This is a genomic window from Vibrio sp. 10N.239.312.D08, from assembly GCF_041466145.1.
Lineage (GTDB): Bacteria > Pseudomonadota > Gammaproteobacteria > Enterobacterales > Vibrionaceae > Vibrio > Vibrio crassostreae_C.
Map to the genome: position 1 here is coordinate 1 of NZ_JBFSSD010000057.1, position 26,711 is coordinate 26,711.

22 protein-coding genes are annotated in these 26,711 nt (G+C 43.8%); 11 read left to right on the forward strand and 11 right to left on the reverse strand.

Annotated features, from left to right (window positions below; genetic code table 11):
* Positions 1-97: 97 nt before the first annotated feature.
* From gcvP to AB6D58_RS21330, 3 genes are all read right to left on the reverse strand, one after another.
* The gene (gcvP, locus tag AB6D58_RS21320) at positions 98-2,977 is read right to left on the reverse strand and encodes an aminomethyl-transferring glycine dehydrogenase (RefSeq protein WP_372158385.1); all 2,880 of its coding nucleotides are present in this window, start codon (positions 2,975-2,977) and stop codon (positions 98-100) included.
* Positions 2,978-3,066: 89 nt separating this feature from the next.
* Positions 3,067-3,447, reverse strand: coding sequence for a glycine cleavage system protein GcvH (gcvH, locus tag AB6D58_RS21325; RefSeq protein ID WP_017064654.1), 381 nt, complete (start codon positions 3,445-3,447; stop codon positions 3,067-3,069).
* 51 nt (positions 3,448-3,498) lie between these two features.
* Positions 3,499-4,791 (reverse strand): serine hydroxymethyltransferase, encoded by a 1,293-nt coding sequence (locus AB6D58_RS21330; protein ID WP_017064653.1) that lies wholly within the window; start codon positions 4,789-4,791, stop codon positions 3,499-3,501.
* 441 nt (positions 4,792-5,232) lie between these two features.
* Here AB6D58_RS21330 and AB6D58_RS21335 point away from each other — a divergent pair, with 441 nt between their 5' ends.
* From AB6D58_RS21335 to AB6D58_RS21345, 3 genes are all read left to right on the forward strand, one after another.
* On the forward strand, positions 5,233-5,856 hold the full coding sequence (locus AB6D58_RS21335; protein ID WP_017059847.1) for a helix-turn-helix domain-containing protein: 624 nt from the start codon (positions 5,233-5,235) through the stop codon (positions 5,854-5,856).
* A 447-nt stretch (positions 5,857-6,303) separates the two neighbouring features.
* On the forward strand, positions 6,304-7,437 hold the full coding sequence (gene gcvT, locus AB6D58_RS21340; RefSeq protein ID WP_372139213.1) for a glycine cleavage system aminomethyltransferase GcvT: 1,134 nt from the start codon (positions 6,304-6,306) through the stop codon (positions 7,435-7,437).
* Between the two features lie 279 nt (positions 7,438-7,716).
* Complete coding sequence (locus AB6D58_RS21345) at positions 7,717-8,778, forward strand: trypsin-like serine protease (RefSeq protein WP_017072173.1); 1,062 nt, start codon at positions 7,717-7,719, stop codon at positions 8,776-8,778.
* A gap of 100 nt (positions 8,779-8,878) precedes the next feature.
* Here AB6D58_RS21345 and AB6D58_RS21350 read toward each other — a convergent pair whose 3' ends face one another.
* Complete coding sequence (locus AB6D58_RS21350) at positions 8,879-9,205, reverse strand: hypothetical protein (protein WP_372158388.1); 327 nt, start codon at positions 9,203-9,205, stop codon at positions 8,879-8,881.
* 200 nt (positions 9,206-9,405) lie between these two features.
* Between AB6D58_RS21350 and AB6D58_RS21355 the strand changes: the two genes are divergently transcribed.
* A complete protein-coding gene (locus AB6D58_RS21355) occupies positions 9,406-9,723 on the forward strand; it encodes a helix-turn-helix transcriptional regulator (protein ID WP_017059843.1) in 318 nt (105 codons plus the stop codon).
* A gap of 93 nt (positions 9,724-9,816) precedes the next feature.
* Here the strand turns inward: AB6D58_RS21355 and arfB are convergent, their stop codons facing one another.
* Positions 9,817-10,227 carry an alternative ribosome rescue aminoacyl-tRNA hydrolase ArfB gene (gene arfB, locus AB6D58_RS21360; protein ID WP_017059842.1) on the reverse strand — a complete coding sequence of 137 codons (411 nt, stop codon included), beginning with the start codon at positions 10,225-10,227 and terminating at the stop codon, positions 9,817-9,819.
* Between the two features lie 87 nt (positions 10,228-10,314).
* On the opposite strand from arfB, the gene AB6D58_RS21365 reads away from it, so the two are divergent.
* Complete coding sequence (locus AB6D58_RS21365) at positions 10,315-10,920, forward strand: beta-phosphoglucomutase family hydrolase (RefSeq protein WP_372158390.1); 606 nt, start codon at positions 10,315-10,317, stop codon at positions 10,918-10,920.
* Positions 10,921-10,983: 63 nt separating this feature from the next.
* Here the strand turns inward: AB6D58_RS21365 and AB6D58_RS21370 are convergent, their stop codons facing one another.
* From AB6D58_RS21370 to AB6D58_RS21385, 4 genes are all read right to left on the reverse strand, one after another.
* On the reverse strand, positions 10,984-12,888 hold the full coding sequence (locus AB6D58_RS21370; protein WP_372158392.1) for a diguanylate cyclase: 1,905 nt from the start codon (positions 12,886-12,888) through the stop codon (positions 10,984-10,986).
* A gap of 237 nt (positions 12,889-13,125) precedes the next feature.
* Complete coding sequence (locus AB6D58_RS21375; RefSeq protein WP_372158394.1) at positions 13,126-14,874, reverse strand: formate--tetrahydrofolate ligase; 1,749 nt, start codon at positions 14,872-14,874, stop codon at positions 13,126-13,128.
* A 294-nt stretch (positions 14,875-15,168) separates the two neighbouring features.
* A complete protein-coding gene (locus AB6D58_RS21380; protein WP_017069885.1) occupies positions 15,169-16,473 on the reverse strand; it encodes an inosine/guanosine kinase in 1,305 nt (434 codons plus the stop codon).
* Between the two features lie 129 nt (positions 16,474-16,602).
* Positions 16,603-17,082, reverse strand: coding sequence for a CreA family protein (locus AB6D58_RS21385; protein ID WP_017064645.1), 480 nt, complete (start codon positions 17,080-17,082; stop codon positions 16,603-16,605).
* Positions 17,083-17,330: 248 nt separating this feature from the next.
* Here AB6D58_RS21385 and AB6D58_RS21390 point away from each other — a divergent pair, with 248 nt between their 5' ends.
* From AB6D58_RS21390 to AB6D58_RS21400, 3 genes are all read left to right on the forward strand, one after another.
* Positions 17,331-17,825 carry a hypothetical protein gene (locus AB6D58_RS21390; protein ID WP_372158396.1) on the forward strand — a complete coding sequence of 165 codons (495 nt, stop codon included), beginning with the start codon at positions 17,331-17,333 and terminating at the stop codon, positions 17,823-17,825.
* A 60-nt stretch (positions 17,826-17,885) separates the two neighbouring features.
* Positions 17,886-19,694 carry an HD domain-containing phosphohydrolase gene (locus AB6D58_RS21395; RefSeq protein ID WP_372158398.1) on the forward strand — a complete coding sequence of 603 codons (1,809 nt, stop codon included), beginning with the start codon at positions 17,886-17,888 and terminating at the stop codon, positions 19,692-19,694.
* A gap of 304 nt (positions 19,695-19,998) precedes the next feature.
* Positions 19,999-20,724: an HAD-IA family hydrolase gene (locus tag AB6D58_RS21400; protein WP_017059834.1), complete on the forward strand. Its 726-nt coding sequence runs from the start codon at positions 19,999-20,001 to the stop codon at positions 20,722-20,724.
* Positions 20,725-21,132: 408 nt separating this feature from the next.
* Here the strand turns inward: AB6D58_RS21400 and AB6D58_RS21405 are convergent, their stop codons facing one another.
* Complete coding sequence (locus AB6D58_RS21405) at positions 21,133-22,557, reverse strand: methyl-accepting chemotaxis protein (protein ID WP_017064641.1); 1,425 nt, start codon at positions 22,555-22,557, stop codon at positions 21,133-21,135.
* Positions 22,558-22,705: 148 nt separating this feature from the next.
* Complete coding sequence (locus AB6D58_RS21410; protein WP_102393231.1) at positions 22,706-23,929, reverse strand: aromatic amino acid transport family protein; 1,224 nt, start codon at positions 23,927-23,929, stop codon at positions 22,706-22,708.
* Positions 23,930-24,374: 445 nt separating this feature from the next.
* Here AB6D58_RS21410 and AB6D58_RS21415 point away from each other — a divergent pair, with 445 nt between their 5' ends.
* The 3 genes from AB6D58_RS21415 to AB6D58_RS21425 all read left to right on the forward strand — a co-directional run bounded on the left by AB6D58_RS21415 (position 24,375) and on the right by AB6D58_RS21425 (position 26,649).
* Positions 24,375-24,503: a hypothetical protein gene (locus tag AB6D58_RS21415; RefSeq protein ID WP_017059831.1), complete on the forward strand. Its 129-nt coding sequence runs from the start codon at positions 24,375-24,377 to the stop codon at positions 24,501-24,503.
* Between the two features lie 205 nt (positions 24,504-24,708).
* Complete coding sequence (locus AB6D58_RS21420) at positions 24,709-25,320, forward strand: ACP phosphodiesterase (protein WP_017059830.1); 612 nt, start codon at positions 24,709-24,711, stop codon at positions 25,318-25,320.
* A gap of 57 nt (positions 25,321-25,377) precedes the next feature.
* The gene (locus AB6D58_RS21425; protein WP_017059829.1) at positions 25,378-26,649 is read left to right on the forward strand and encodes a DEAD/DEAH box helicase; all 1,272 of its coding nucleotides are present in this window, start codon (positions 25,378-25,380) and stop codon (positions 26,647-26,649) included.
* Positions 26,650-26,711 lie beyond the last annotated feature (62 nt).

Genomic DNA, 26,711 nt, shown 5'->3' on the forward strand with positions numbered 1-26,711 from the left:
GTAGAGGACTTTCACCTCCTAGATCAACGCCATGCTCGGCGCACAAACAAAAAAGCGAACCAAGTGGTTCGCTTTTGTTTATCTAAAATCTACAAAATTAGTCTTCGTAGTTGTCGATGCTTGGGCAAGAACAAATTAGGTTACGGTCGCCGTATACGTTGTCTACACGGTTAACTGTTGGCCAGTACTTCGAGTTCTTGGTTGCTTTCGATGGGAAGCAAGCCAGTTCACGAGAGTAAGGGCGATCCCATTCTGCGCCTGAAAGGTCAACTTGTGTATGCGGTGCGTTCACTAGAGGGTTGTTGTCTAGTGGCCATTCACCCGCTTTCACTGCTGCCATTTCGTGACGGATTGCGATCATCGCTTCACAGAAACGGTCTAGCTCTTCTAAATCTTCAGACTCAGTTGGCTCAACCATTAGTGTGCCAGCTACAGGGAAAGACATAGTCGGCGCATGGAAACCGAAGTCCATTAGACGCTTAGCAATATCTTCTTCGCTGATGCCTGTGTCTTCTTTAAGTGGACGAATATCGATAATACATTCGTGCGCTACGCGGCCGTTAGTGCCACGGTAAAGAACAGGGTAGTGAGGACGTAGTTTTTCCATCACGTAGTTCGCGTTCAGAATCGCTACTTTCGTTGCGTCTGTTAGGCCAGGTTCGCCCATCATAGCGATGTAAGCCCAAGAGATAGGTAGGATTGAAGCACTACCTAGATCTGCAGCTGAAACCGCGTAGTCTGAACCTTGTACACCGTTTTCGATGTGACCTGGTAGGAAAGGTGCTAGGTGCGATTTAACACCGATTGGACCCATACCCGGACCGCCGCCACCGTGTGGGATACAGAATGTTTTGTGTAGGTTCAAGTGGGATACGTCTGAACCAATGAAGCCAGGCGAAGTTAAACCTACTTGAGCGTTCATGTTCGCGCCGTCTAGGTAAACCTGACCGCCCGCTGCGTGTACTTGTTCACACACTTCTTTCACTTGCTCTTCGTATACGCCGTGCGTAGAAGGGTAAGTGATCATGATACTTGATAGGTTGTCTTTGTGCTTCTCGATTTTCGCTGCTAGGTCTGTCATGTCGATGTTGCCATCTTCATCACACTTAACAACCACTACCTTCATTGAAACCATTGATGCTGTTGCAGGGTTAGTACCGTGCGCCGAGCTTGGAATCAGACAAACGTTACGGTGACCTTCACCGCGGCTTGCGTGGTAGCGTTGAATCGCGATTAGACCTGCGTATTCGCCAGATGCTCCAGAGTTAGGCTGTAGTGAGAAATCGTCGTAACCGGTGATTTCACATAGCTTCTCTTTAAGATCTTTTGCTAGTGCTGTGTAACCCGCCGCTTGCTCTAGAGGTGCGAATGGGTGAATTGAACCAAACTCAGGCCATGTTACTGGAATCATCTCAGCAGCAGCGTTCAGCTTCATCGTACAGCTGCCCAGTGGGATCATGCCGTGCGTTAGTGAGAAGTCTTTGTTCTCAAGCTGTTTTAGGTAACGCATCATTTGCGTTTCGCTGTGGTGCGTGTTGAACACTGGGTGAGTTAGGAACTCTGATTCACGACGACAGTTTTCTGGAATTGCCGCAAACTCGTTTGATGCAATGTCAGAAGATAGTGCTTGAACGTCTTCTTTAACGTCGAAGATTGCGAACAGTGCGTTCACGTCGTCGATCGTTGTTGTTTCATCTAAGCTGATACCGATTTTTCCAACAAGTCGACGAAGGTTGATGTCTGCTGCTTGCGCTTTCGCGTACAGTGCATCTGTCTTCTCTTCAGAGTTGATTGTGATGGTATCGAAGAAGCTGTTGTTTGTTAGCTCGTAACCCGCTTTAGTCAGGCCAGCCGCTAGGATAGCTGTCATGTGGTGTGTACGACGAGCGATAGTACGTAGGCCTTCTGCACCGTGGTAAACCGCGTAGAAAGACGCCATGTTTGCTAGAAGTGCTTGAGCTGTACAGATGTTCGATGTCGCTTTCTCGCGGCGGATGTGTTGCTCACGAGTTTGCATTGCCATACGTAGTGCTTGGTTACCGTGAGTATCGATAGAAACACCGATTACACGACCTGGCATTGTACGCTTATGCTTTTCACGAGTACCCATGAATGCAGCGTGTGGACCGCCGTACCCCATAGGAACGCCGAAACGTTGTGCTGAACCGATTACTACGTCTGCGCCCATTTCGCCAGCAGGCTTAAGTAGAGCAGATGCGAGTAGGTCAGTAGCAACGGTTACTAGAGTTTTGTTTGCTTGAGCTTTCGCAATGATGTCTGTTAGGTCACGAACTTCGCCCGTTGTACCAGGGTATTGAACCAACGCACCAAATACGTCTTGCTCTGGAAGTGTTTCAAGAGCACCAACCATTACTTCAAAACCGATGTACTCAGCACGAGTTTTAACAACTTCTAGTGTTTGAGGGTGAACATCGTTAGCAACGAAGAATACTTTGCTCTTGCTTTTGCCTGCACGCTTACACAGTGTCATAGCTTCGCCAGCCGCTGTCGCTTCATCAAGAAGAGACGCGTTCGCGATTTCCATACCAGTTAAGTCCATTACCATTTGTTGGTAATTCAGTAGAGCTTCAAGACGACCTTGAGAAATCTCTGGTTGGTATGGTGTGTAAGCAGTGTACCAGCCTGGGTTCTCTAAAACGTTACGTAGAATAACGTTTGGAGTGAATGTGTTGTAGTAGCCTTGACCAATGAAAGTACGTTTCACTTGGTTTAGGTTAGCGATCTCTTTAAGAGAGGTCAGCATGTCCATTTCGCTCAATGGAGCAGCAAGTGTCATTGGTTTTTCAAGACGGATTTGTGCAGGAACCGTTTCGTCGATCAGTGCTTCTAAGCTAGTCGCGTTGATCGCTTCAAGCATTTTTTGCTGGTCTGCTTTATTAGGGCCGTTATGACGAGCAACAAACTCGTTTTGCGTACCCAAGTCTTTCAGTAATTGGCTTTGAAGTAATTCAGTCATGATATGTTCTACTTTCTCTCTGGAGCCGTGAGCTAGCCCCTAAAATTAAGCTGCTCAAAAGAGCAGCTTTATCGTAATGAGGTTACCTATTAGTCTTCTTCGATAGAGCTTAGGTATTCTTCCGCATCTTTAAGGTTGTTTAGTTCAGACGCATCAGACATCTTCACTTTAACAATCCAACCACCTTCATAAGGTTCTTCGTTGATTAGCTCTGGGCTATCTTCTAATTCTTCGTTGATTTCTACGATTTCGCCAGAGATTGGTGCGTAGATATCAGAAGCAGCTTTCACTGATTCAACTAGAGAGAAGCTTTCGCCAGCTTCAATTTCGTCGTCAGTGTCAGGCAGGTCAACAAACACAACGTCACCTAGCATCTCTTGAGCGTGCTCAGAAATACCGATAGTCACAGTACCGTCACCGTTGTCTTTTACCCACTCGTGGCTGTCTGCAAACTTTAGTGTATTGTCCATTGCTTATTCTCCAAAAATTTATGAGGTTTTAATTTAAATCTTAAAAACGGTTTAACGGTAAAGAGGGAAGCGTTTGCAAAGCTCTTTAACTTGCTTGCGAACACGTTGCTCAACTTCAGCGTTGCCTTCAGGGCTTTCAACTAAGCCGTCAAGAACATCGCCGATCCATTCACCGATAAGTTTGAATTCTTCAGTGCCAAAACCACGACTGGTTCCAGCTGGCGTACCTAAACGAATGCCAGAGGTAATCATAGGCTTCTCTGAGTCGAATGGTATGCCATTTTTGTTACATGTGATCCCTGCACGCTCTAATGCTTCTTCAGTTACGTTACCTTTCAAGCCCTTAGGACGAAGGTCAACCAGCATTAGGTGCGTGTCTGTTCCGCCAGTCACAATGTCACAACCGCGAGTTTGCAACACTTCAGCAAGAACTTTTGCGTTGTCGATCACTGAATCAATATAAGTATTAAATTCTGGGCCAAGTGCCTCGCCAAACGCCACTGCTTTAGCCGCGATAACGTGCATTAATGGGCCACCTTGAAGGCCAGGGAACACTGCAGAGTTGATCTTTTTGTTGATGTCTTCGTGGTTAGTCAGAATCATGCCGCCGCGTGGGCCACGAAGTGTTTTGTGCGTTGTTGTAGTCACAACGTGTGCGTGTGGTAGTGGGCTAGGGTGAGCACCTGTCGCGATAAGACCCGCGATGTGTGCCATATCTACCATAAGGATAGCGCCAACTTCGTCAGCGATTTCTCGGAACTTAGCGAAATCAATAACGCGTGGGATAGCACTACCACCAGCAATAATCATTTTAGGTTGGCTTTCAATTGCTAAAGCGCGAACCGCTTCGTAATCGATTTCAAGTGTGTCGCGGTCTACGCCATATTGAACTGCGTTGAACCACTTACCAGACATTGCAGGGCGCGCACCGTGTGTAAGGTGACCACCAGCGTCTAGAGACATACCTAGGATAGTGTCGCCAGGTTGAAGTAGGGCAAGTTTAACTGCGCCGTTCGCTTGAGCGCCAGAGTGAGGCTGTACGTTTACGTATTCACATTTGAACAGCTGCTTAGCGCGTTCGATTGCGATAGCTTCTACTGTATCTACGTGCTCACAACCACCGTAGTAACGACGACCTGGGTAGCCTTCTGCGTATTTGTTGGTTAGGCAAGTGCCTTGAGCTTGCATTACTGCTTTAGAAACGATGTTCTCAGAAGCAATAAGTTCGATTTGTTCGTTTTGACGAGTGTTCTCTGCTTGGATTCCAGCAAATACTGCGTCGTCAGTCGCAGATAGGTTCGTAGAGAAAAAACTGTCTAAGCTATGGTTTTGGTAAGCGTTCATTGTCGAGACCTTTCATTAAGCTAATGGTGATTGTTTTTATAGTCCATTAGGTCTTACGTTGATTTCTGCATCGGTATCGTTTGCGCTATATAGGTATAGTTAAACGTGAATTGCGTTATAAATATACTCTTACAGCGTCTAAGCGATCGTTGTAGGGGCAATGCAGCACGAATTGTTTCCCAAAAAGTTCGGGTAAAAAACAGCTCTTACAAATGTTAAATCTATCATTTGCTGCAAGCTGAAGTAGCATCTCTTCATCTAACAAGTCGATAACATAGCTCCGATAAAATCAATTTTCAACAAAAATTTCCAATAGGAAACAACTTTTCTTGTTTTGCTACGGGGAGCACGCTTTATTTCTCTGTGTGCTCTTTAATCAACAAAGCGCTTCATGCAACAATGAAATTAATAGACAGGAAGCAAGAAATTAATGAGGGACCTATGTCAGAAGACATTTATGATGAGTACCCATCTTTAACGTTGGCGAAAGAGACGTTAGATCAGAATATCGAACCACTTAGGCTCGGCCAGCGTATTAAAGATATCCGCAGCAAGCTGGGCATTACGTTAGAAGAGGCGAGCCAACGTACTGGTTTGGCGCGCTCTACGCTGAGTAAAATCGAGAACGAACAAATCTCACCGACGTTCCAAGCGATGCAGAAATTGGCTATGGGTTTGCAAATTGATATGCCGCAACTCTTTGAGCCACCAAGAAAAAAGGTTGCCACAGGACGTCGTGACTTAACTAAAGCAGGTCAGGGTAAACCTCACCCAACTCCGACTTACGAGCATGAACTGCTCGCGACAGAACTTTCGAATAAGAAGATGATGCCGTTCAAGAGCCGAGTGAGAGCACGCACCTTTGAAGAGTATAACGATTGGGTTCGCCACGATGGTGAGGAGTTCTTGATGGTGATCTCTGGTGATGTGATGTTCTACTCAGAATTCTATGAGCCGGTACCCATGAGCGAAGGTGACAGCATGTATTACGACGCCAACATGGGGCATATGTTGATTTCTACTAGTACAGAAGATGCACTGATTTTGTGGGTGACTGCAAAATAAGTTAACAAAGTTAGAATTTCTTATAGTGAATGCAAACGTTTGCTTTTGTTTCTAACGTTTGCCAAAAGACGCGATGTTGGTGTGAAAAGCATCAATATCGCGTTTTTGTATGCGACTGAAAGTTGTTTTTAAATTGTTAAATATCACATTTTGAGCTGTTTTAATCTTGTTAAGGGTGTAAAACTGACTCAGGCTTGTTTACTATAGTGAACACGGTTTACTCATGTTGATTGAAGTTTACTGAAGTGAATTCTTAGAAAGTGAGTCGTATAGCTTTTATACAGAAGCCTCTTTTTATATCGCTAGTAATAAAAGCCTATATAGAAGACATCACTTTTTACTATCTACTGTTTCTAACGTTAACCCATATCGTTAGAGGCGACTCTAAATAGAGATATAAGCGGCAGATTCGATTTGGAAAGCCTGCAACGCTTCATGGAGAATAAAATGACTCAAGAACACGCTAATCAAGACCTACTAAAAACACCTCTGCATGCACTTCACGTTGAAGTCGGCGCAAAAATGGTTCCTTTTGCTGGCTACGACATGCCAGTTCAGTATCCACTAGGTGTAAAGAAAGAGCACTTACACACTCGTGACGCTGCTGGTCTTTTTGATGTTTCTCACATGGGGCAACTGCGTCTACACGGTGAAAATGCAGCCGCTGTTTTAGAATCTCTGGTTCCAGTAGATATTATCGACCTGCCTTCTGGTAAGCAGCGCTACGCCTTCTTTACTAATGAACAGGGCGGCATCATGGATGATCTTATGGTTGCTAACCTTGGCGATCACCTATTTGTTGTTGTGAACGCGGCGTGTAAAACACAAGATATCGACCACCTAACGGCTCACCTTCCTGCAGACGTAAAAATGGAAGTGATTGATGACCGCGCTCTATTAGCACTTCAAGGTCCGAAAGCGTCTGAAGTTCTGGCTCGTTTCCAACCAAGCGTTGCAGACATGCTGTTCATGGATGTTCAAAAAGTCGATATCGACGGCGTAGAGTGCATCGTAAGCCGCAGTGGTTATACCGGTGAAGATGGCTACGAAATCTCAGTACCGAACGATCACGCTGAAGCACTTGCTCGTAAACTAACATCAGAAGCAGAAGTAGAGTGGATTGGCCTTGGTGCTCGTGACTCACTTCGTCTTGAGTGTGGTCTATGTCTGTACGGTCACGATCTAGATACAACAACAACGCCGGTAGAAGCTAGCCTTTTATGGGGTATCCAAAAAGTGCGTCGTACTGACGGTGAACGTGCAGGCGGTTTCCCTGGCGCTGATATCATCCTTGAGCAAATCGCGACTAAAGACGTTCAACGCAAGCGTGTTGGTATTGTTGGTCAGACTAAAGCACCAGTACGTGAAGGCGCTGAGCTGTTCGATGCTGAAGACAACAAGATTGGCGTTGTAACAAGTGGTACTGCGGGTCCTAACGCGGGCAAGCCTGTTTCTATGGCTTACGTTCGTACTGACCTAGCGGTTATTGGCACTGAAGTATTCGCTGAAGTTCGTGGCAAGAAGCTACCAATGACAGTAGAAAAAATGCCATTCGTACCTCAGCGTTACTATCGTGGCTAATCTCTTTTAAGAGAAACCACTAAGCTAAATGAAAGCCTATTGTTTGCTTCTCTTTATTGGGAAGCCTAACGGTAGGCTTTTTTGATTTTGGTAGCGTATGTCTTTGGTAACGTATTGCTTTTAACGTTACCCACTAACAACGGTTACTTAAAATTCGTTTATAAAATGAGATATGTGGCGATATCGTTACAAATACTTACTATAATCACGATTGTGACGTGTTATGGTGACGATTCATCATTTTTGTAAATAAGTAGTAGGGGTTACAAGGAGTTAACTATGAACGTAAACCATACAATGAGTCCGGTTCGTAAAGCCGTTTTAGGGCTTTTAGCGCCATTAATTTACACATCAAGTGTTATGGCAACGGAAAACACGGACGAAAGTACTCCTGATGTGGGTGTAACACCCTATATTGTGAATGGTAGCGACGCTTCAGTCACGGAATTTCCTTCGATGGCAAGCTTGTTCATTGATCGTATTGATTATGACGGTGTTTACTCAACAGGCCCTTACTGTGGTGCGACAATTTTAGATAACTATCATGTACTGACTGCTGCACACTGTATTTATGGTGATGAGAATGCTCAACTTTTCACGGTAGTTGTTCCTCAATTGGAAGATACTTCTCTATTCCCTAACGGTAGCATCCAGAAAGTACGAGTATCTGAGGTGTATTATCGAACGGATTATTCAAACAGTATCAATCAACTATTAAGAAATGATATTGCGATTTTAAAGTTAGAAGCTTCTCTTAACCTTCAATCCTCAGCTGAAACTGTTATCCCTCAATTTGATACATACCTTAATGCTGCGAATGATTTCGTTGCAGTTGGCCATGGTGACATCGAGACTGATGTTGATGGTACGACATTGCTACAACAAGTTGACCTGACATATGTTGATACTCTTAATTGTAAAGCTGTTTTCGGTCCGTTAGTCACTGATAAACAAATTTGTTTCAACGGTAACGGACCGAATAATGGCTTATACGGGGGTACATGCCAAGGCGATTCTGGTGGTCCGGTGTTTTGGAAAAATGGCTCTACATATGAACAGGTCGGCATAACGAGTTTTGGGCCGACTACTTGCGGTGATGACATCGGCGTAACATCTGTATTTACAGAGGTATATGATTATAAAGATTGGATTACGGATGTAACTAAAGGGGTAAATGATAGCACGGAAACTGTCCAGTTTACCGCGACAGAGGCAAAACGAGTTGCTGTTGCTGGGACAAGTGCGTCAACTGGCTCTGGTAGCAGTGGCGGAGGTATTTCATTTGGTTTGCTAGGGATGCTGATGTTGATTGCTGGTGTTAGAAAAGCAGTTAAACGTTAGATCTTCAATGTTTTGAACAAGTCGACGCTTTATTTAAAGATAGCGTCGACTTTTTGTTTTTTACTTTTGCAGGTGTGCAGTTGGTTAGTTGCTTGTAGAACTAGTTACTCAGCTCGATAACCGCTTTACGGCTGTATCTTTCTAGAATCTCATCCATCTCTTTTATCGCAGCATTGATGCTTTTAATCCCACCTTGAGCCACACCTTTTTCATTTTCGTTCAATGCAGAAAAAGCTTGCTTTAATTCCTTACCTTCCAACATGTTCCCGTGCAGCAACACCTCTTTGTACGTGAGTAGCTTATGTTGTATTGCAATAATTTCTGGGCGGGGATTGTCTGATTCTAATGCGTGACTAATGCAAGGAAATGCCAATGTATAGCGATTCACAATTTCCAATTTGACGTCTTTCTTATTCGCAATATGCAATTTTTATTATTTCCCAACACTTGAATACTCAAGTTACCTAGCCTGTACGTTCACAACTGATATCAGTGTGAAGGTTTATGAAACGTAACGGTTTTATCAAGCGAATAATATGCCTTTGATGGCTTATGTAAACCATCACAAGTCAATATGGTCTGCTTCTTGCTGAATTTAGGACATAACTGTCTTTTGAGGATGAGCTTATGTCACAAGAACCCATAATATTGGCGCTGATTGAGCGTAGGAAACAAGCCAACTTGTCTCAAGAAAAGTTAGCCTCGAGTGCAGGAATGAGCTTAAAAACCTATCAAAGGATTGAACGCGGAGAGGCGGACATCAAGATGTCTCAGTATCGTTCAATCACTAGAACCTTAAAAGTGACGGATTTGGATGTGGTGCTTGATATTGTTGGCGCATCACAAGTAACAGCGGAAGATGTAGCTGCGGTCAGTCGTCTGCTGACCAGCGAAGAGCGCCTGTTGTTGATCAAGCTGATTTTGTCGGTCAAAAAGAAGCAGTAGTCTTTCTTTCAAATAAACAGCGTAATAGATCGATTCGTTAGTCAAATTGACAGATACTTCTAGGGTAATGTGTTCTCTGAGGGCATGAAGCCATCAGCTCACTCTTCCACGCAGCTGTTTGGTGGTGCTTCTTTGTTTTTTGCTTTCTAAACGTCTTTTCTGAGAGCCACGCGTCGGCTTAGTTGCTCGTCTTACTTTTTGAACCTTTGTCGCTTCCAAGATCAATTCTTTCAAGCGCACTAAAGCATCATCTCGGTTTTGTTCCTGAGTTCTATACTGTTGCGCTTTAATGATAATCACACCGTCTTTGGTGATGCGGCTATCTTTGTGTGCGAGGAGCTTTTCTTTATAGAAGTCAGGTAGGGTAGAGTGCTTGATATCAAAACGTAAATGTATCGCGCTCGATACTTTATTGACGTTCTGACCGCCGGCTCCTTGTGCTCTGATCGCTGTTAATTGGAGTTCCCAGTCTTGAATCGAAACAGAGTTAGATATTTGTAACATAAACATCCATTTTGAACGGTAATATGGCGCCATGATACTGAATATTGGTTATGGTATCAGTAACTTTATTTAAGAGTGGTAGTAGTGATGAAAATAGATTTAACGGCATATGAAGGATTAATCTTTGATATGGACGGTACGTTGATCGATACAATGCCTGCACATGTAAAGGCGTGGGAGCGAACGGCTGAAGAGTTTGGCTTTCATTTTGAAGCGTCTTGGCTGCATAGCTTAGGTGGCATGCCGAGTTATAAGATAGCCGGTGAGGTGAACAGCAAATACGGTTTATCGCTCGACCCACAAGCGGTTTCTACGTTTAAAATGGCGTCGTTTGCGGCTATCGAAGACAAAGGAGACGTTATCCCTTGTACTCACTCTCTGTTGTTAGAGCATCTGGGTAACAAGAAGATTGCAGTCGGAACGGGCAGTCAACGTAAAAGTGCCGAACCGTTACTGGATAAGACAGAGATCTTGAGTAAGCTCGATATTCTCGTGACAGCAACAGACGTTAAGAATCACAAACCAAATCCGGATACTTTCTTAGATGCGTGTTTTGGTATGGGTTTGCAGCCAAAGCAGTGTGTTGTGTTTGAAGATACGAACCTAGGTAAGCAGGCTGCTCATGCTGCGAACATGGATTGTATTCTAGTGGTAGAGGGGAACAAACTAGAGTTCTATCCTGCACCAAGCTGATTGCAAGGATTGGGTTGTTAAACCGCCAAACTAATAGCCTAGCGGAACAATACTGATTTTCTGTTAGGCGATTTCGCTCATTTCGCTGTCTAGGAACAGGCACACACTGTTTCGACCTGCTGCTTTGGCTTCATAAAGTGCTAAATCGGCGCACTTGTAGTTAAGAGCAGGGTCGTTGGTCAGGTTGGTAATTCCACCACTGACCGTCACCACGTTATCGAGCTCAATACTGACTGCGATTCTCAATCTGTTAAGTACATACTCAGCTTCTTCTGTTGTGGTATGAGGCAGAATAACGCCAAACTCTTCGCCACCAATACGAGCCACAAAATCAGTTTCTCGGCACTCTCGTTGTAATACTTGAGCAACGGTTTGAATGACGCGATCTCCATAATCGTGACCAAATCTGTCGTTGATGCGTTTGAAGTGGTCTATGTCCAAAATCGCTAAACAAGACTGTTCGCGAGTAGGGTAACGATTAACACGAGAGCACTCATCTCGCAGCTCAAGATCGAATTTACGGCGGTTCCAACACCCAGCTAAGGCATCTTTTTCACTCAGGTTTCTCAGTTTGTTTTCTAGCTCTTTGTGTTTACTTATATCCACAAATGAAGCGACATAAAACTGAATCACGTCTTTCGAGTCTTTAATGGTTTGGATTCGCAATATTTCCGTGATCAAAGACCCGTCTTTACGACGATTAACCACTTCGCCTTCCCACATGCCTTTCTCTTTGATGATGCTCCACATCTTGATGTAGAACTCTTCGTTGTAGCGACCAGAGGCAAACATGGACGGTTGGCGGCCTTTTACGTCTTCTAACTCGTAGCCACTCACACGGGTGAACTCTTGGTTTACTTTGATGATTCGGTTGTTTCTGTCGGTAATCACCAAGGCAGACATGCCATTCATTGCGGCCTTAGCAAGTTGGCTCTCGATACTGTTCTTCTTGTGGTTGCTGTTCCACAATACGAAGCCAGCGGAGATCATCGAAATCAAGAAAGACAAGGTGATGATCTGAACGACGATCGCTTGTTTTTCTTGTCGGTATTGACTGCTGAACTGCTGATTTTCAATGTGAAGAACCATGTAAATAGGGCTTTCAAACTGTTTGATTTTAGGGCTGATGTCGGAATGAAAATACCAGTTCTCACCATCGAAATAGCTCGAAGATGTCTTGTCTTGAATCGCAGTCCAAAGCTCAGGGTATAACTTTGCGTAAGTCTGCTCTGAACGTGATTCAATTACATGTCCGAAAGATTCCGTAGGATCCGGCCCCATGATTATGTGTCCGGTTTTGTTGAGAATAATAGGAACAGCAGAAGATGCACCAATTTGATAGTGAAGGCGCTTATAAATCTCAAGCATGTTCAGGTTTGCGATGAAGTAACCAATAATGCGGTTGTTTTCAGCGACTGGCGTCATAATGCGTAGCGCCGGCGTTAACGGGTGGATGATTTCTCCATTTTCCATTTCAAGATCAATGCCTCTAGAGCTGACATCGCCAATCTCTAACTTCTGTAGCATCTGGTAGTAATCTCGAGAAGATTTGTTCTGCAGTTCGCTCTCGGGGACGACTGTTGCTCGACCGTCTTTGTAGTTAACACGGAACACTTCGTTGCCGGCTAGATCGAGATAACGAAGCTGGGAATAGTATTTTTGGCCACGAGCTAACATCACCCAAAGATCTTGCAGGGTTTCTTTATGGACAATAGAAGGTTCTCGAATCGCTCGGAGTAGTGTTTGAGAGTCGGCGATTGAAGGAACAGAGTTAGAGATTTGCTCAACAATAACAGCGAGTTCATGAAAGCTGTATTCGATCTGGTTCTGGCTGGACTGTTGGATATTTAGCGTGTGCTGAGCTTCAACCCTGTCAAATTCAGAGTTTATGTAGAGGGCAGGGACTAGTCCTAGGGCAAAGATGGTACATAGAAATTGGCTGACTAGTTTTTTTATACTTGTATTCATCGCTGTCCTCAAAGAATCAGCGCAATACTATATATTTTATAAGGTTTTTAATGTGATCTTGACCGAGAAGTTAAGACAAGATTCGCATATAACTACGATTTAAGTGCAACTTTTTGCATTTAAGCTTGATTGTTGAGCAATCACTTCGTTAGTAAATGATTACTCAATATAGAACACTGCTCCGAAACCTAAGCTAAATTAATCGCGATTAATTGCCGATTATCTAACTAAGGGCAGCTAGCTTAGGCCTACGATATTTCCATTACTATCAATATCTAACGACATGAACGCCGGTTTGTCAGGCAAGCCTGGCATGGTCATCACATTGCCGCACAACGCGTAAATAAAACCAGCACCAGCACACAATTTTAGTTCTCTAACGGGCACGTCAAATTGGATTGGTGCACCTTTTACGTGTGCTTCTGTCGAGATCGATAATGGTGTTTTTGCTAAACAAACCGATAGGTCGTTATAGCCATGCAGTTTGAATTCGGCCAGTTGTTTTTTAGCCAGTGGAGATAGCGAAATACTTGCCGCGCCATAGCCAACTTCAGCAACTGCCATCAGCTTTTCTTCTAGGCTTTGCTCTGAGTGATACAAAGGCTTAAATTCACTCTGTTTTTGGCAAGCTTTTACTACAGCGTGAGCCAGTTGAGTTGCCCCTTCTCCACCTTGACCAAATGCTTCGCTTACTTCAACGCTAACGCTTGGATCGAAGTCGGTGATCATCTGCTTCAAAGCATCGAGCTCTTGCGCTGAGTCTTGTGGGAATCGGTTAATCGCAACAACTGTAGGCACTTGGTATTGCTTAACGTTGTTGATGTGCCATTTTAGGTTCTCAAAGCCTGCAATTAGCGCGTCTTGGTCATCATTAAAAATTGAATCTGGTAATGGAGTGCCCGGTCTCAAATCGTATAAACCAGAGTTGGCCTTTAATCCACGTAATGTTGCAACAACCACAGCGCAATCGGGCTTTTTGTTCGACGCTTTCGCTTTTATGTTGCATGCTTTCTCAAAACCCATGTCTGAGCCAAAACCACCTTCGGTCACAACAAAGTCACTCAGTTTTAACGCTATCTTATCGGCAATAATTGAAGAGTTACCATGTGCGATGTTCGCGAAAGGCCCGGCGTGAATTAGGGTAGGGACGCCTTCAAGGGTTTGCATCAATGTTGGTTCAATAGAATCCTTCATGGTTACGGTCATTGCGCCTGCAACGTTGAAGTCATCTGCGATTAGCGGCAAGCCTTGTTTGTTGTAAGCAAGTACCACTCGTCCGATGCGCTTTCTCAAATCTTGAAGGTCATTGGCTAGAGCAAGAATGGCCATTAGTTCAGAAGCGGCTGAGATATCAAATCCATCTTCTCGCTCAAAGCCGTTAATTGTTTTGTCTGCTTCGTTCTTGCCAACCGTGATCATGCGTAATGCGCGATCATTATGGTCAAGTACACGTCGCCAAACGATTCTACTTGGGTCGATATTCAGTGCTTTTAAGCCTGAGCGCGTTTCAAAGGCGTCTAACCCTTCACGCTGTTCATGATACAAACGTGCATCAATGGCGGCGGAGGCGAGGTTGTGAGCGGCCGTAACAGCATGAATATCGCCCGTGAGATGCAGGTTTAATTGTTCCATAGGGGCAACTTGAGAGTAACCACCGCCCGCTGCGCCGCCTTTTACACCAAATACCGGGCCCATTGAAGGCTGACGAATGCAGGCCATTGCAGATTGGTTAATCTTTGCGAGGCCTTGTGCTAATCCGATAGTAGTGACGGTTTTGCCTTCACCAAGAGGTGTCGGTGTGATCGCCGTGACTACGACTAACTTACCATCTTGTTGGTTGGCGAGGCGTTCAAGTGATGTGAGAGACACTTTAGATTTGAATTGCCCTAATGGCTGATGTTCGTTGTGGTGCAGGCCAGCTTGCTTGGCAACCTCACTGATGTTTTTAAGGGGAGTAGAGCGACAAATATCAATATCAGACAGCATATTTGATCCTTATATCAGAACCGAAAGGTGGTACGTAAACGTTTGCGTGGCGATAGTACTGTATAAATTTGCCAAGTAAAGGCAAACCACACGAATTATGTGCTGGAAGATAACAGATCTAAAGAGTCATTGCGCGAGATCAAATCTTAAACGAGCAAAATATTCGATATGATTAACTTCAGCTGCCGTTATATTGGTGTTGAATACAAAAAGGGCTGCATATAGCAGCCCTTCAAGGAATGGGTAATCTCACTTGGCGTTAACCTTTAAGAGGTAACTGCCTAATATGGTCGATTAACGATCCCAGTATGTTTCTTCTAAGCTATCTTCGCGTTCAGGTAATGCACGAGAAAGGCGAGGAGAGTGCTGAGTCAACACTTCGTAGCTTACACGGTTTGCGTACTTACAAATTTGAGACAGTGAAGAGTAAGTTAGACAAGTGTGCTCGTGTTTCTCTGAGTTTGGTACATTCACGTGGTGGTAGCTGTTTGCTGCCATGTCGTGAAGTAGTGCTGAAAGTGCACCATCGCCAGCGCCATTGGTATTCTTAATCTCAAGTGGGCCACCTAGGTAAGGGCCAATGTGAGAGTACACTTTTACTGGGTCTTTACAGTCTTGCTTACGCATCGCACGGCTGAATTCGTATTTATTGAACTCAGGGATGTTACCCGGTAACAATGGCAGTGTGGTTTCGCGTTTCGCTGGTTCGTCAGTGTAACCTGCCATGTATAGACCAATAGGGCCTGCAGTACATAGAACTAGGTCAACCCACTCAAGTGCCTTGTTAGCAGCCAATAGAGGATCTTTTTCACCCGTTAGCGCTTCACCTTCATCTTCGTTCATCGCGACGATGGTTACGTTTTCTTTCAGGTATTCTTGCCACCATTCAGCGTTGCCTTCGATCACATACTTAGTACCAAGTGTTAGTACAACAGGCACATTGTGCGCTTTCGCGTATTCAATCGCTTTTTGTACCGCTTTTGGCATCGGATCTTCAGGTTTGCCACGCATTAGGTATGACGACACAACCAATGCAGAAGCTTTCTCGAAGACTTTTTCAGGAATGCTTTCTGGAAGAAGTTGGTTCATGTGGCCTTCGTTGATTGCAAACGTACGTTCGCCATCTTCAGAAATCAGCGTGTAACAACGACCAATTGGACCATCAACAGTTTGAAGGTGGTTTAGATTCATACGAGAAGAAGTGCGGCAAAGGTAACGATAACCAAATGAGCCAACTTCAATCTTCTTAGACATTACGCCAAGCAGGACAGATTTGCTGTCCGCAAGTACGGAATAGTTGTGCAGTGTGTTGCCGATAGTATCGCCAGGATATTGATGCGTGATCAAACCGCGCTCAACTAACTCTTCATACAGCGCATCTGCTTTACTTTCTTCCAATACCAGTGAGTGACCTTTACTCAGCTCGTATTTTTCTAGGAACTCGTTGTCAACACGGGCTTCGATATCAACAATCGTTTGGCCAACACCCACAATCGTTGCGCGGTGAAGCTTAGGCGTTTGTTGAATTTGGTTGACCAACGGATCACGTGCGTGAGTTGGAAAGTAGTGCTTAGATTTACGCTGTCCAGGAAACTTCATATGAAAAATACAGTGAAAAAATTTTGCCGCATGATATCACATTTTGTTTCTGTTTCTTTCATTTTTATTACATTTTGAATCACCTGCACAATGTCTGTACAGGTGATTCAACTAACTATATGTTTGAAACTACTCGGTTGGCTGTACTAACGTCGCTGGATCAACGTAAGCCTCTGTACCCCATAGTGGAACAGTTGAAAGGCTGTGTTTGAAGCTACCTTCTGTTTCTTTGGTGGTGTAAGACAAGTAAAGCAGCGACTGATTCTCTGCATCGTAGATACGACGAACCTTCATTGTTTTAAAGAAGATACTTTTCGATTGCTTGAATACCACTTCGCCAGACTTACTCTTGTCTATTTGAGCAATCATTTCTGGTGTAATTTCACCTGTTTGACGACAAGATATAGAGCTATCACTTGGATCAGAAAGGCTAAGGTTTGCTTCGATTGATGCGATATGACAGGTAACACCCGCGATCTTATCGTCATCTAATGAAGACATCTTGATATCCTTCATTGTGAAGAAACCCAGTGAGACGTCGCCAACCTCGTTGTCCGAACAGCCAGCTAACATTGTCACGATACCTGCTGCTATTAAGGCTTTTTTCATAAGAAGTCCTTTTTATTTATATAGTTCTGTTTACTATAAGGATATTGAAAGCTTGGATACGAGTGTAGAGCTTTTCGTTAAGTTCTTAAAGGATGTTGTTGGATAATGAAAAATATGAAGCATTTAAAGTACTTGTTGGCCTTGGTCATGCTCTGTATGCTCTCTGCTTGTAGCTCGGCACCTCAGCCGACCGTATGTCTTCCAAATAACTGCGATATTTGGGGATACTAACCGTAGGTACTAAAAGAATGAATAACGAAATACCTGAAATTGCACACAAGAAAAACCAATGGCTATTTAGTCAGCTCGATATTGCTTACCCCGCAAAAGAGAGCCTCCTCGGCCGTGAACTTTATCAAAGCAAACTTCCATCCAAGACATACCAACTCCTAGCACAAGATCAAACTCCTTCCCAAATTGATGAACTGCATAAAGTCGATTTCCATAAATTGACCGTGCTATTTTCACTCAACCAAGCAAGCGTTTACCAAGATGAAATCGAAAGGGCACACATGCTTGAGTTCTTGAGCCAAATTATGCTTTCTGACGATCATGTATTATATATTGGTACTCAAAACGGTGAAGTTGTGGCGAGCGCTATCGTCACAGAAGCGGATGGTTCCCTATTGATCTCGGATGTCGTTGCTGAAAATGGTCAAAGTATCAACAACTTTGCTAAGCAGTTACACGATTTTTGGGCACAAGATCATGCTTCTTGCGATAAAGTATGGGTCGAGAACTAAAGATTCTTTGACAAAGCGTTAATCTAAGTACAATACCCCGTCTTATTTAAAGGGTATTGTATGTACAAGCTATTGATATCAATCGCTGTATTATGTGTTAGCGCTTATTCTTCACTCAGTTTTGCTAACGACTGGGATATTAAACGCATCCTAGTTTTACACTCATACGAACCTTCTTATCAATGGACTGCTGACTTCCAAAAAGGGATAGACAGTGCGTTCAGCCAGTCTCAAACCGAAGTTAAACTCTCAATAGAGTATTTGGATTCAAAGCGTGTCCACAGCCCAGAGTATTACGACTCTCTCGCGAACTACTTACGTGCGAAGTATGCAGGTTATAAATTTGATGGCGTAATTGCGACGGACGATAACGCAGCCAATTTTCTTGAATCTCTGCCTAATTTGATTGATCGCTCAACACCTGTCGTTGCAGCCGGCATCAATGATTTCAGCACCGACATGTACGCGGTGTCTGACAGAGCAACTGTGCTTTACGAGAACGATCAGATAGACGTTAATATTAAGCTGATCTCCAAATTAAGACCTAATCTAAAGAATCTCTATTTTGTAAATGATTACAGTGTCACGTCTGAATTGATTCATAAAGAAATGAACAAAATGATGGCTGAATTTTCAAATATCAATCTCGTAGAAATTCGCGACTTGTCGCTGGAGCATACGAGCCAATTTTTGGAAGGGATCTCTGCGGACGATGCGGTATTGCTCAGTCATTACAACACCGAGTTAAAGCAAGGGGTTTATCACACTTACCAAGAGATTGCGGATACGTTGTCAAAATCGAGTGCTGCTCCGGTGTTTGCTTTATGGCAGTTCTATATTTCGGGTGATGTACTCGGTGGTTACGTTAATCACTCACAAAGCATGGGTGAACAGGCCGTCGATGCGTTGGATAAATACCTTCCACTTGGTTTTACTACACCGTTAACTCCCGGAGACAACAAACGTTTTGTATTCAATTACCCTGCAATGAAGAGATACGGGATTAGTGGAAACGCGTTACCTGACGAAGCGGTTTTCATTAACGAGCCTTCATCCTTTATTCGCAAAAACTTCCAGTTGTTATTGGGGCTGTCGATGGTGATTGCGGGTTTGAGCCTGATCATCTTGATGCAATTTGTCACTCTGCGCCAAAAGAAAGAGTTGGCGAATAAGAACAAACGAATCTTAAAGCTTCAGAAACAGACCTTGAATATCCAAAAGGATATGATTCATGTTCTCGGAGAGGCAATTGAAACCCGCTCTGGCGAAACTGGTAATCACGTTAAGCGTGTAGCCAAGTTGTCTGCACTGCTTGCTAAGTATCGTGGCTTGAGCCATCGCGAGGTCGAGATGATTGAGATCATCAGCCCAATGCACGATGTGGGTAAGATTTCAGTCCCTGAATCAATCTTGGATAAACCTGGGAAATTAACCGACCAAGAGTGGGAGGTGATGAAGCTTCATACTACGGCTGGCTATAACTTACTAAAGAGCGGAGCGGGTGATATTACCAACCTCGCGGCAATCATTGCTAACGAACATCACGAGCGTTGGGATGGTGCTGGATACCCGAATGGAAAAGTGGGTGATGAAATACACCTGTTTGCTCGTATCACTGCCGTAGCCGATGTGTTTGATGCGCTGCTTAGTGCACGTTGCTACAAAGAACCGTGGCCGTTAGATATGGTGGTCGATTTGTTTGAGCGAGAGTGTGGCTACCAGTTTGATCCTCAGCTAACTAAATTGCTACTGAAACACTTATCCGAGTTTGTCGCTATCCGAGATTCGTACCCCGATACTGGAACTGTAGAATATGCGTCTTCACCTTCGTTTGAAGCTAAGGTCTTAGAAGAGTCGGTTGTTAGCTAACCGTTGCTTTATCTGAGTGGCCTATACGTCTTGGCTTCTTTATCTATTCACCACGATCCGGCTAGGAAGTAGTGATTTATATTTCCCCTGAAATTGAGTCACTTATGTAAACCTCGCAGTCTTTGATTTCGTAGAATCTGGGTTAATTTAATAAAAACTGTTGCTTATGCTGAGCGATAAAGTGATCAACTCCATATTTCGCGAAGAGAAATAAGCCTGTATCTGCAAACTGTTACCTCAATCATCTCGCGCATTGAAAGAACACTATAGGATAAAACTTGGATTCAATCTGAGTGAGATACCTATGCGGTTAGAACAGACTAAATGTGTGATTTTCGATTGTGACGGAACACTTATCGATAGTGAAAAGCTGTGCTGCCAAGCTTTGGTGAACGTTTTCACTGGCTTTGGAGCGGAGCTAAACGTCAACGACTGCTATGCGCACTTTCAAGGCGGGAAGCTAGCCGACATCTTAATGGATACACAAGAACGTCTTGGGTTATCTATCTCGATTGATACACTTGAGCCGTTATATCGCAATGAATTACAAGCACTGTTCCAGCGTCATTTAAAACCGATGGATGGCGCTATCGAACTTATTGAATTCCTCAAACAACAAGACATCGAGTTTTGTATTGCTTCCAATGCACCGAAATCTAGGGTTGAATCTTCATTGGCGATGACAGGCATGCTAGACGACTTCAAAGGCAAAGTGTTCTCAGCTTTTGATGCTAACAGCTGGAAGCCAGAGCCTGATCTAATCATGTACACGGCCATGAACATGGGCTTTCTGCCAAATGAGTGCATCTACGTGGATGATACGTTGAAAGGGATTGAGGCTGGTGTTCGCGCGGGTATCCAATCGTTTCGATTACGCCCGAGTATTGATGAAGCAATCGTAGATCCCGAAGCCGACTCAGCAGAACTCGCGGCTCAGGATATCTACAGTTTAGAAGAAATTTCAGTTTGGATTAATGGCAAGCACTGCTCAAATGGTGGTATATCGAATTCTGCAGCTTTGGTGGGGTAGAGCTTAGTTGAAGGCTGACTACCTTACTAAATTGTTTGGTGTGGAAACCGCAAGATGCACAAGTAAACTTTTCTCCACTTTCTGAAAGCAGATACTCGTCGTGTTGGCATAAAGGGCATGTAATGTCGTCGGTGTTTGGTGTTTCTGTTTTATTCATTATGTGTCACCTGCAGCAAGGGGGTAAGCGAAAAAAGACCCGTTCAATTAGATTACTCCTAAGCTCGAATATTAGACAGTTCTGACACTTCTTAATCTCTCCTTTGCGACTTGCTTCATGGTAATTGATAATGTCATCGTTATTGACCATGGTTCTTGTAATGTTATTAAACAAAAGCCAAAAAGAAAGGACCCATTACGAGTCCTCATTAGTTTGTTTTCAATTCACGCCGCTAGTTCACCAGTTGATCCTTAAGTTCGGTAGCGTGCCAATGTCTGAGATAGAGAAACCGACGCTTCTGTTAGCCTAGATACGCCATTTGAAGAATTCTGAGCCACGTCTTTAATCACATCGGATTGGCTTCGAATATCGTTAAGCTCTGCTGCAATCGTATTGGCAACGTTACTTTGCTCATCGGCTGATGTTGCGATTTGGATACTCATGTCCATTAGTGCTTGAGCTGAATCTGCAATCGAGTTTACGTCGTGACCAATGTTTGAAATCAACTGGCTACTGGTTTGCGCTTGGTCAACCGTCTGTTCGGTGATCTTCGCGATATTTTGGCTCTCTTGCTGTAAGCGTTCAATCATCGCTTGGATTTCTACAGTAGCCGACTGAGTGCGGCTTGCCAGTGTTCTTACTTCATCAGCAACAACAGCGAAACCTCGGCCTTGCTCGCCCGCACGAGCGGCTTCAATCGCGGCATTTAAAGCAAGTAAGTTAGTTTGCTCTGAAATAGCATTGATCGTCGTGATGACCTCGTTAATTTGGCTCGTATTCACATTCAAGCTAGTAACAGAAGATGAGGTTTGCTCAATCAAAGAAGAAAGGGTAGTGATTTCCGAGATTGCCTGTTGAACCTTCGCGTGGCTATCGTTGATTTGCTGCGCGTCTTGTTCTGTTTGTTCAGTTGAGCGTGCAGAGATGTTAGAGACTTCATTTGCCGAAGCTGTCATCTGATCCATTGCTGTCGCTACAGAGTCTAGAGAGGCATTTTGGCTCATGATTTGTGTTTCGCTGCGCTTCATCTCAGTTTCGAAAGAAGCCGATGTTTCGCTTAGCGTTGCTGCACTGTGGTTTACGTTGTTGACTAACTCACTAAGCGTGTCCATTGAACGGTCAAGCGCACAACCAATCGTGCCGAACTCATCACGGCCAGGGTGGAAGCCAAGGCGTGATGTTAAGTCACCATCACCAATCTTTTGAGTCGTTGAATAAAGAACCCAAAGTGCGCCGCCTAGGAAAGTCGCTACCCAGTAACAGAAAAGACCAAAAGGCACACACCACAAGAAGCTCAGTAATAAAGTGTACAGTGCTTGCTGCTTTTGATTCTGTATATCGTTCGTTGAAACGGTAAGTGAGTAGTAGTTGCCATCTTGTGCGAGTGCTGTGGCAGTCACAGAACCATTATTTGAAATAGTGGTTTGTTGAGCGCGAGTTTGCTGGCTAACAGAGCGAACAGATGCCGGGGAATCTGATGCTGATAAAATGCCTTGCAGTTGATACTCGACCTGCTGTTTTGCAGTTACGTCAATGTGTTCCATTTTGTTGACGTAGTTCAGTCCAGCTAGGCTTGCCAGAGCGGCAAAAAAGATTAAGAAAATGACCCAAAACTTGTCGTTGATCGACATCTTAATAAACAGTTTGTCTATCGTTCGAAATTGTACTTCTTTCATAAAAACTCCACGGTAAATCCTTTACCGTGGACTCTAAATAACCGACCTCAATAAAAATGTGACTTCAATCGACTAATTGTGAAAATTAATGATAGTGATATGTCATTTATGAGATCTGAATCAAGTAAATTAGTTCTGTATAGGTTTATTAGCCTAAAGAAGGCAGTAACCCTACTGAAATAAGAACTTGAATCGCAATGATAAATACGCCAACGCTACCTGCTAAAAACAACGCTTTGCTACCGCCTAACACTTGGTAACTGGCTTCTGAAGATTGTGGTTTGACAGAGAAATCAGTGTAACGAACCTTGTAGACCATCACTGTTGGTAACAGAATCGCGAGCACTGAAAGTGCAATGGCTGCGTAGCCTAAAGCCATGATGAAGCCTTGTGGGTAAAATAAGGCAAACCCCAGTGGCGGTAAGAAGGTGATAGCAGCTGTCTTAACACGTTTTGCGTTACCTAGTTTCTTGTTCAGTGAGTCGCCCATGAATTCAAATAAGCCCAAGCTCACACCAATAAAAGATGTCAGCAGTGCAAGGTCTGCAAACACACCGACGATCACGCTTAGGTTGGATTGATGAACCGTTTGCGATAGCGAGACTAATAGCGCGCCCAAGCTTGTGTCAGACAACAACTGCTCTTGGCTAATCACGCCCAAAGTAACACTTTGCCAGAAAACGTAGATAACCAGAGGCAGTGCCGAGCCAATAATCATTACCTTACGTAAAGAACGAACGTCACCATCTAGGTATCGAACAATTGATGGGATGCTGCCGTGGAAACCAAAAGAGGTAAACACAACCGGAATAGCCGCAACAATCAGGCCTTGCTGTAAAGGCATGCTCATTAAGTATTGAGAGGTAATGTTTGGCGCTAGGAAGCTGAGTACCAAAACCATCGCGATAAGCTTTAAGCCAAACAAAACGCGGTTAACTTTATCAACACTGTGTGTACCAATCGTAACAACGCCGGCAACTAATAGGGTAAATAGAAGCGTGGTGATTTGAGCATTAAGTTCGATACCCGCGATATCCGAAATTCGTTGGTTAAATTGCGCACCGCCGCCAGCTATGTATGCCGCACACAGAGCGTAGAAAAGAAACATCACCGCGAAGCTCGCAATCCACTTTCCTTTTGTCCCCAAAATGGTATGAGCTAACGTGTGTAGGGTAGCGTCAGATTCTGCGAATTGGTGAAGCTCTACCATTAATAGCGCAGTAAAAGCCATTAACGCCCATAAACCCAGCATCAAGAAAAGTGAAGTTGAAAAGCCAATACCTGCAGAAGCAAGTGGAAGAGCGAGCATGCCAGCACCAATGGTTGTGCCTGCAATGATCAAAGTACTACCAAAAACCTTTGATTTATTCATTGTATACAATTCTTTACGTTAGGGTGTGTTTTCATTGTAATTCTTCTAGTTTAAGCGCATAAACCCAAAGAATATCTCGATTTTGAAGTATTCTGATTGAATTTAATTCCAAATGCAATTCTTATTGTAATTAAAAACATCCACTGTAAATTAATATTTACACAAAGGGCGTGTCAGCATTCAAATGAGCAAAGCAAACGTTTGACCATGATCGGTTTCAAAATTTATAGAGTAATTTGTTGTACTTGGTGTAAGGTGGCAGTACATATGTCGTTCGCGTATACCCCTTTAACGCAAAAAAGCGTTAATGATCGCGAGTAGCTTTAAGCTATGAATATGGAATGGGTAGAGTAGAGTGCGTTCATCAAAGTGACATAATATAAGTCCAAGATGGTGCACTAGTTAATCGGACATCATGTCCACATCAAGGAATAGAGGGGGCACAATGAGTGACCAATCTTATAATGACGAAAGTCTAGAGTTGTTAGATGCTATGGAAATTGGCATTGATTTGTCTGACTATGAGCAGACAGTGAAACAGTTAGCAGAAGAGCTTTTCAAGTCTTCGAACTAAGCTTTTAAGATCTTTAATTCAGTTTCAACTGAAACGTTTTAAAGCTAAAAGTTTTCTTAGCTAAAGCTTCTCAAAGCAAACAATTCTAAACTGAGCAAATCGTATTCGCTCACACGTCATACCAAAACTATCCTCATTAAAGTTCGCGAAGATAAACGAGTACGTTTACCATGTTACTTAGTTCTCGATACTTTAATGAGGTTCAATGAACTTTCTCGCACACCTTCACATCGCCAAGCACTGTAACAGCAACTTAGCAGGTAACCTGTTAGGTGATTTTGTTAAAGGCGACCCTAATAAACACTATTCTGATTCTCTTTCTGACGGTATTAGGCTTCATCGATTTGTTGATAGCTATACTGATCGTCATGATGTATCTCGTTCTGCAAAATCACTTTTCTCAGACCAAACACGACGCTTTGCGCCTATCGCACTCGATGTATTTTGGGATCACTGCTTAGCCAATCATTGGGATCAGTTTTCACAGCAGACATTAGAGCGTTTTTGTTTAGATAGCCATGAGCAGATCTTTGAACATCAAGAGCCACACTGGCCTGAAAATTTCGTTATGGTTCATCAGAAAATGGCTGAGCATAGATGGTTAGAGAGCTATCAAGACATGTCATCTATAGAGGTGGTGTTGCAGCGAATGGCGTTGAGAAGGCCTAAGCTCGGTATGCTCGAGGCATGTTACGATGACCTCGAACGTCACTATGATACGTTGCAGTGTCACTTTAATGAGCTTTATCCCAACGTTTTAGAGGAAGCTAAGCAGTTTAATGCGCTTCAAATGAAGAAAAATCAAAAGGAAAGGTAAACAGCGTAATGCAGGTTTGCTACAATCCGCGCCTATTTAATCTTTGAGCATCATACTATGTCTGAATCTACAAAATCTTTTAACCAACTAGGATTATCTGAGCATCTTCTTGCCACGTTGTCTGAGCTTAATTTTACGGCTCCTACCAGTGTTCAAGAACAAGCAATTCCATTGGTATTAGAAGGCAAAGATGTACTGGCTGGTGCTCAAACGGGTACAGGTAAAACGGCTGCGTTTGGTTTACCGATTATTCAAAGATTAATCGAGACAAAAGACAACGTTATTCCGAACCCTAAGCTCGTTCGTGCGCTTGTATTAGTGCCAACTCGTGAATTGGCACAACAGGTTTTCGATAACTTAACTAGCTACGCAAAGGGCACCGACATTAAAGTCGTGGTGGCTTACGGCGGCGTTAGCATGAAGGTACAAACTGATAACTTACGCGGTGGCGCAGATATTCTTGTCGCGACGCCTGGTCGTCTTATTGATCACATGTTCACTAGAAACATCATGTTGAGCCAAACGGAAGTACTGGTACTGGATGAAGCTGACCGTATGTTAGATATGGGCTTCATGCCTGACATCAAGCGTATTCTTTCTCGCATGAACGAAGTGCGTCAAACTCTGTTCTTCTCTGCAACGTTTGATAACAAAATCAAAGCGATTGCACACCGTATGATGCAGAAGCCAAGTGAAATCCAAGTTACTCCAAAAAACAGCACCGCTGAAACCGTAACACAGATGGTTTACCCGGTAGATAAGTCGCGTAAAAGTGAGCTATTAGCGTATTTGATTGGTTCAAAAAACTGGCAACAAGTGTTGGTGTTCACAAAGACTAAGCAGGGCACTGATGCTCTCGTTAAAGAGCTTAAGTTAGACGGCATTAAAGCGGCATCAATCAATGGCGATAAGAGCCAAGGTGCGCGTCAAAAAGCCCTAGACGATTTCAAGTCAGGCAAAGTTCGTGCGTTGATCGCAACCGACGTGGCAGCTCGTGGTATTGATATTCAGCAGCTAGAACAAGTTGTGAACTATGACATGCCATTTAAAGCAGAAGATTATGTTCACCGCATCGGACGTACTGGCCGTGCGGGTAACAGCGGCTTAGCGATCTCTTTGATGAGTCAGGATGAAGCTTACCTATTGGGTGACATTGAGCGATTACTTGATACGCGCTTGCCTCAAGAGTGGCTAGAGGGCTTTGAACCAAGCCTTGAAAAAGATCTAGCGCCCGATCGTGGTGGTCGCAGCAAGAGCCGTTCATCAGAAAAACGTAAGATGAAAGCGAAGCTTAAGATTCACCAAAACCGCGGTAAAGCACGTCGTTAACAAGCTGGACAAAGCTCCAGTTTAAAGATCTATACATATAAAAATGCGCCGTTACAGTGACT